Source organism: Syntrophus buswellii, from assembly GCF_046097065.1.
Taxonomy (GTDB): Bacteria; Desulfobacterota; Syntrophia; order Syntrophales; family Syntrophaceae; genus Syntrophus; species Syntrophus buswellii.
This window is the reverse complement of sequence record NZ_CP175563.1, coordinates 3,246,094-3,252,431: the sequence shown is the minus strand read 5'-3', so window position 1 is coordinate 3,252,431 and position 6,338 is coordinate 3,246,094. Positions and strand designations below refer to the sequence as shown.

The window sequence follows — 6,338 nt, the reverse complement described above, 5'->3', positions numbered from 1 at the left end:
ACACTTATCAACATGTGTTGATAAGTGTTGAGAAAAATTTACTCCTTACGGGGAAAGAGGCTCCGTGGTCTCCTCTTTTCCGCGATTCATTTCGGCGGATTTAACAGGGCGAGCAGACGGTCCCGCTCTTCAGAAGAGGCATATCGAATCTCAATTCTGCCTTTTTTACGTCCTTGTCGAATAACGACCGATGTCCGGAGCCGGGTGGAGAGGGCCTTTTCCAGCACCTCCAGGTGACGGGCCTCATCGTCTGGCGGCCTTTTGGGAGGCCTTTCCAGAGGCCTGGCAACGAGGCGCTCCGTTTCCCGTACGCTGAGCTTCTTGCTCAGGATGACATCGAGGGCTTTCAGCCGCTCTTTTTTTGTCGCCAGTGTCAGAAGAGCCCTCGCATGGCCCGGGGAAATCCGCTTTTCGACCAGCGCCCTGCGTATCTCATCCTCGAGCTTCAGCAGCCTCAGGGTATTGGCGATCGTGGAGCGGTCTTTTCCCACCCGTGAGGAGATCTCCTCCTGGGAAAGTCCGAAAACCTCCATCAGCGTGTGATAGGCCTCTGCCTCTTCAAGGGCGTTCAATGCCGAACGCTGAAGATTTTCAATGAGTGACAGTTCGGCCAGTTCCAGATCCTGAACGTCCCGGATCAGGATGGGGATTTCCGTGCAGCCGGCTTCCTTGGCGGCCCGCCAGCGGCGTTCACCGGCGATGATCTCGTATCCTCCCTCCTGCGGCCGGACAATGACCGGCTGGAGCAGCCCCTTGGTTCGAATGGACTCCACCAGATTCCGGTGCTCTTCATCGTCAAATTCCTTTCTGGGCTGAAAACGGTTGGGAATCAGCTCCTCCACACTGCAGAATATGAAGGAGGGCCGTTCGTTCAAGTCTTCAAGGATATCGGGAAGAATGGCCCCCAATCCCTTGCCCAGAATGTTTTTAGGCGGCATTCAGATCCTCTTGCTGTTCAGAACTTCCTGGGCAAGCTCCATGTAGGAAACCGCCCCGCGGGATTTGATGTCATAGTAAATGATCGGAAGTCCGTGGCTCGGGCTCTCGGACAGACGGACATTCCTGGGGATCACCGTATTGAACACGGAGCCTCCGAAGTGGCTGCGCACATCTTCGCTGACCCGCCGGGATAGAAGATTCCGTGAATCAAACATCGTCAGCAGGATGCCTCCCAGGGAAAGCATCGGATTCAAGCGGGTCTTGACGAGTTTCAGCGTACTCATGAGCTGTCCCAGACCTTCCAGCGCAAAATATTCGCATTGGAGGGGAACAATGACCGAGGATGAAGCCACCAGGGCGTTCAATGTCAAAAAACCCAGGGAAGGAGGACAATCCAGGATGATAAAATCATACTGCGTATCCAATTCCCGGATCAGCCTTCGAAGCTGCTTTTCCCGCTCCTGTATCGAAATGAATTCAACCTCAACCCCGACCAGATCCTGAGTGGCGGCTACGGCATCGAGATAGGGGATGCAGGTGGGGACAACCACCTCCTGCAGCGGGACCCTGTTGATCAGGGCGGAGTAGAGATTTTTCTCCGAAATCTGCTCCCTGTTGATGCCCACGCCGCTGCTGGCATTTCCCTGGGCGTCGCAGTCGATGAGGAGGGTCTTTTTTTCGGCTGAAGCCAGAGTCGCTGAGAGGTTGATCGCTGTCGTGGTTTTTCCCACTCCCCCCTTTTGATTGGCAATGGATATCACTTTTCGCATGGGAGCAAAACCGGTTTTAATATTTTATGATCCTGTAAGAGGTGGAGACGTTAACACAAAAAAATCTATTTTAGAAGGAGTATTTTCGTCAATCTTTATAGTAAGTTATGAATAATACACATGATTTCAAATCCTTGTAGCCGCCGGGCCCCTGAAGGTGAGATGGGTCTGCAACTTTTTGAAGATCAGGATCGCCCGGAAATCGCCCCCCCGGGGAAGGGTCAGGGTGTGCACATCGGTCAAGACCAGGTTCCAGTCGGTCAGGACATCCGACACGTCATCCAGTTCCGTCCGGTAATTGGCTCCCTTCATCGCAAAGATCAATCCGGACGGGGAGACCAGCCCGCCTGCCGCCTGAAGGTATTGCGGAAGCTTCAGGGCGGCCCGGGAAACCACCATGTCGAAGCAGACCCTGGATGACTCCTCTTTCAGCAGGCTTTCAAGACGTTCCTGGAGGATGGACATTCCCTCCAGCTTCAGGATCCGGCAGAGGGATTTGAGGAAGGACACCTTTTTTCGGGAGGCCTCCAGCAGGGTGACCTTCAGACCGGGGATGGCAATCTTCAAGGGAATCCCCGGGAATCCCCCACCCGTTCCGATGTCCAGGAGGCGTCCGTCGGGAAGGGGGAGAAAGGGGACCAGGGTCAGGGAATCCAGGAAATGTTTGACAAAGACTTCCTCCGCAGATTCCGTGGAAGCCACCAGGTTGAAACGGGAGTTCCACAGGTCCAGTTCCTGATAATACCGCTGGAAATTCTGCAGCTGCTCATCGGTGAGAACGACACCCAGCCCGGCAGCCGACTCTTTGAAGCGTTTTGTCAATCCCCCGGATCCGGCGGTATTGAAGTCGCAAGACGATGAATGTTCCAATAAAAAGTTCCTCTACCCGGATTGATCGGACGGCACGATACGGCCCGAACATGTCGACAGGATAAAAAGAAGGCGGATCGTTGGCAAAGGTTTATTTCAAAACTTTTCTTTTGGGTGAAAAAGGATTACATATTTGCCTCCTTTCTATGCGATTGGAAAAGGTCTGTCAACAAGGGACGAAGAGAGAACAAAAGGTGTTGCAGGGCATGCGGTTAACGGCGGATAAGGAGCATATCGCGGTTGTTTTAAACCGTCCGAAATATGCAGGAAACATAGGCTCGGCGGCGCGCTGCGCCAAGAACATGGGAGTGGAGAGGCTGATGGTGGTGAGTGACCGGGATTACCCGCAGGAGGAAATCCGTCAGATGTCCACCCATCTGGCTGCAGATGTCGTCGATTCCATCGTCTATTGCCGGGACCTGGGGGAAGCCCTTTCCGGATTTCACTATGTCGTCGGAACGACCGCCCGGCTGGGCCTTGCCCGGGGGCCGGTGATGTCGCCCAGGGATATGGCGGAGCAGGTGGTTGAACTATCGAGAAAAAATGACGTGGCTCTTTTGTTCGGCCCGGAGGATACGGGGTTGACCAATGAGGACCTGCGGTACTGCCAGAGTGTTGTCTCCATCCCCACCTCGGAGCGGTTCCGCTCGCTCAACCTGTCTCATGCGGTCATGATCCTCTGCTATGAAATTTCGATGGCGGAAATAGGGGTTCCAGAGCGGTTCACCCCGAAAATGGCCTCTTCCCGGGAAACCGAGGGAATGTACGGGCACATCGGCGCCCTTTTGCAGGAAATCGGCTTTCTGAACCCGGAAAACCCCGAATACTGGATGATGCACATCCGGCGGCTCTTTTCCCGGATGCGCCTTTCCGCCAGGGAGGTCCGGATTATCCGGGGAATCTGCCGTCAGCTTTCCTGGTATCTCCACCACAGGGGATAGCGGTCCCTGTCGAAGGGAATTGACTTCTCATGACTTGTCCCTGACAATAGAGGGCCGAAGCCTGGAACAAAATGGGTGATCTTCATGGAAATTGCGTCAGAAAAAGAAAAAGACTGGGTCGTTGTATCCGTCACGGGCAGAATCGATGCCGTTACGGCACCGGAATTCGAAAAGGCGCTTGCGGAGCAGGTGGCCCGGGGTGAAAAGAATTTTCTTCTCAACTTCATCGGACTTGATTATATTAGCAGTGCAGGGCTGCGAAGCATTCTGGCAACGGCGCAAAAATTGAAGCCCGGAGGGGGAAAGATGATCTTCTCCGGACTGAGGGGAACCGTCAGGGATATCTTTCAAATTTCCGGATTCGCCACGATGTTCAAAATATTTGATACCCGGGAAGATGCATTGAAATAGGTCAAATGGATGACCATGCCCTCAACGATCACATTGCCGGGAACAATGGAATCCCTCTATGCGCTGATGGGTTTCGTGACTTCCTTCGCCGGAAAACAGGGATTTTCTCCGGAAAAAATCCGGACACTCGAACTGGCCATGGAGGAAGTCCTTGTAAACATTATCAAGTATGCATACAGGGATGATGATTCGACAGGCAGCATCGAGATCACCTGCACATGTTGTCCTGAGCGGGGCCTTGTGATCGAGGTCGTGGATTCCGGCGTTCCCTTTGATATTTTTTCCGTTCCCGATCCGGATGTATCGGCCGATATGGAGGAACGGCGAATCGGGGGGCTGGGGATTTTTCTCGTCAAGCAGTTGATGGATGATGTCCGCTATCGGCGGGAGGATAATCGAAACAGGCTGACCCTCGTCATAGACGGCGCCAAAACCTGATCGTTTCTTCGATCGCCTTGAAAGGGGAGCCGGATCGTGAGCGTAAAAGACACCGTGGTCATTGTGAAGCCCAAGCCCCTGGAAGATGTCTCTCAGGATGCCGTAGAGCGGATTCCGCTCCGCTCCGGGCGCCAGATCGTCGTTCATGGCGGTGACGAGGAGGAGCTTATCTCCATCGTGGAATCGGGAGGAGAAATCTCTCTGACGGTCCGCCTGACCGATGCGGGCCCCGTATTTACCCTCCGGGGGGCTCAACTGAAGCTCGAATCGACCCGGTCCATTACCCTGGAAGCCGGAACAATAAACCTTCATGCGCAAGAGGAAGCGGTGCTCAGGAGCGAAGGGGCACTGAAAATAGACGCTGCGAAGACGATGGATCTTCACTGCGATGACGACCTCCGTGTCGAAGGAAAGATCATTCACCTGAACTGAGCAGGAAACGCATGGAATTACGAAGATCAAGGAGGAGAGAGCATGCCGTCCGCCGCCCGCGTGGGTGACATGGTCCTGCAGGATGCGCCCCACTGCCACGCCCCCATCCATCCGCCGGCGCCTGTCCCGACGCCTGTTCCGCACCCGGCGCTTCCGCTGACCATCATAACCGGCATGCCCACCGTGCTCATCGGTAATCAGCCCGCCGCAAGGCTGACAAGCACAACCACGCCCTGCACCCTTCCAGGATGCATCCCCGGAGGGCCCGGGATCGTGGTCAAAGGATCTGCAACCGTCATGATCGGGGGTTTGCCCGCTGCGCGGGTCAATGATCAGACGGCCCATCCGACCTGTGTCGCTCCGATTCCAAGCCCCACGGGAAAAATTCTTCCGCCCGGATGCCCGACGGTGATGATTGGAGGGTAGCCTCATTAAACTGCGCCATTTTGAGATTCTTCAGCCGTTATGCCCGGTGTGCAGAGCCGCCGGACAAGAATCCCCTCTGAAGATCGGATCGGTCCTCAGGGAGGGAAACGGGTCAATTCGGGAAGGAATTCTCGTCTGTTCAAACGCCGGCTGCCTCAGTGAATATCCGGTCCTGGACGGCATCCCCATCCTGCTGGCCAACCTGAGGGCCTACGTTTCCCAGAATTTCCTGCCGGTTCTCTGCCGGGACGATCTGACCGAACCGATGGAAAGCCTCCTGGGAGACTGCTTCGGTCCGGGATCGGCTTTTGATTCCCGGCGCCAGCACCTCAGCACTTACGTATTCGATCACTACGGGGATCTGGACCCCGGCGAAGGGGAGCAAAGCCCCGGCCCGCCCGGTTCGATCCGGAGACTGTTCCAGCGGGGGTTTTCGCTCGCGGAGCGACGGGCAGAGGGACCGGTCATCGATATCGGCTGCGCGGTGGGCCGGACGAGTTTCGAACTCGCAGAACAGGTCGATGACATCGTCCTCGGGATGGATTTGAACTTCGGCATGCTGAAGACAGCGGCGACCATTCTCGAAAGCGGATGCGTTTGCTACCCCAAGCGCCGGGGCGGCATTGTCTATGAGCGCCGGCGGTTCCCGGCCGCCTTCGAAAGGGCGGAGCAGGTTGATTTCTGGGTCTGCGATGCGACGGCCCTGCCTTTTGCCGACCGGACCTTTTCCGCCGGGATCAGCCTCAATGTTTTGGACTGCGTCTGGTCGCCCTATGACTGCCTGGCGGAGATGGGCAGGATTCTGAAGCCGGGTGGAAGTGCCGTCCTGTCGACCCCCTACGACTGGAATGCCGGTGCCACTCCCGTGGAGTCCTGGCTGGGAGGGCACTCACAGCGCTCAGGACATCGGGGATCAAGCCCGGATATCCTGCGGTCCCTTATGTCCGGAGGTGGCCATCCCAACGCGGTTGATGTGCTGGAACTTCTCTCGGTAGAAGAAGTTCCCTGGACCCTGCGGCTTCATGACCGGAGTTTTATGGAATACCTGGTTTCCGTGATGGTTATCCGGAAGAAGATGGAAAATGGATCGGCATGACACCTCGATACTCAA

Annotated in this window: 9 protein-coding genes; 6 read left to right on the top strand and 3 right to left on the bottom strand. The window is 55.8% G+C overall.

Features of this window, described 5'->3' with window-relative positions:
- Positions 1–86: 86 nt before the first annotated feature.
- From ACJ77P_RS14615 to rsmG, 3 genes are all read right to left on the bottom strand, one after another.
- Positions 87–938, bottom strand: coding sequence for a ParB/RepB/Spo0J family partition protein (locus tag ACJ77P_RS14615; RefSeq protein ID WP_408998655.1), 852 nt, complete (start codon positions 936–938; stop codon positions 87–89).
- On the bottom strand, positions 939–1,709 hold the full coding sequence (locus tag ACJ77P_RS14610; protein ID WP_367360895.1) for a ParA family protein: 771 nt from the start codon (positions 1,707–1,709) through the stop codon (positions 939–941). It lies immediately after the preceding gene.
- Between the two features lie 126 nt (positions 1,710–1,835).
- Positions 1,836–2,579 (bottom strand): 16S rRNA (guanine(527)-N(7))-methyltransferase RsmG, encoded by a 744-nt coding sequence (gene rsmG / locus ACJ77P_RS14605; RefSeq protein ID WP_408998654.1) that lies wholly within the window; start codon positions 2,577–2,579, stop codon positions 1,836–1,838.
- Between the two features lie 194 nt (positions 2,580–2,773).
- Here rsmG and ACJ77P_RS14600 point away from each other — a divergent pair, with 194 nt between their 5' ends.
- The 6 genes from ACJ77P_RS14600 (at position 2,774) to ACJ77P_RS14575 (ending at position 6,323) form a co-directional block, all read left to right on the top strand.
- Complete coding sequence (locus tag ACJ77P_RS14600) at positions 2,774–3,520, top strand: RNA methyltransferase (protein ID WP_408998653.1); 747 nt, start codon at positions 2,774–2,776, stop codon at positions 3,518–3,520.
- A gap of 84 nt (positions 3,521–3,604) precedes the next feature.
- The gene (locus ACJ77P_RS14595) at positions 3,605–3,931 is read left to right on the top strand and encodes an STAS domain-containing protein (RefSeq protein WP_408998652.1); all 327 of its coding nucleotides are present in this window, start codon (positions 3,605–3,607) and stop codon (positions 3,929–3,931) included.
- A gap of 15 nt (positions 3,932–3,946) precedes the next feature.
- The gene (locus ACJ77P_RS14590) at positions 3,947–4,369 is read left to right on the top strand and encodes an ATP-binding protein (RefSeq protein ID WP_367360899.1); all 423 of its coding nucleotides are present in this window, start codon (positions 3,947–3,949) and stop codon (positions 4,367–4,369) included.
- Between the two features lie 36 nt (positions 4,370–4,405).
- The gene (locus ACJ77P_RS14585) at positions 4,406–4,801 is read left to right on the top strand and encodes a hypothetical protein (RefSeq protein ID WP_367360900.1); all 396 of its coding nucleotides are present in this window, start codon (positions 4,406–4,408) and stop codon (positions 4,799–4,801) included.
- A gap of 42 nt (positions 4,802–4,843) precedes the next feature.
- Positions 4,844–5,227 carry a PAAR domain-containing protein gene (locus tag ACJ77P_RS14580; protein WP_367360901.1) on the top strand — a complete coding sequence of 128 codons (384 nt, stop codon included), beginning with the start codon at positions 4,844–4,846 and terminating at the stop codon, positions 5,225–5,227.
- A gap of 46 nt (positions 5,228–5,273) precedes the next feature.
- Positions 5,274–6,323, top strand: a complete 1,050-nt coding sequence (locus tag ACJ77P_RS14575) for a methyltransferase domain-containing protein (protein WP_408998651.1) — start codon at positions 5,274–5,276, stop codon at positions 6,321–6,323.
- Positions 6,324–6,338 lie beyond the last annotated feature (15 nt).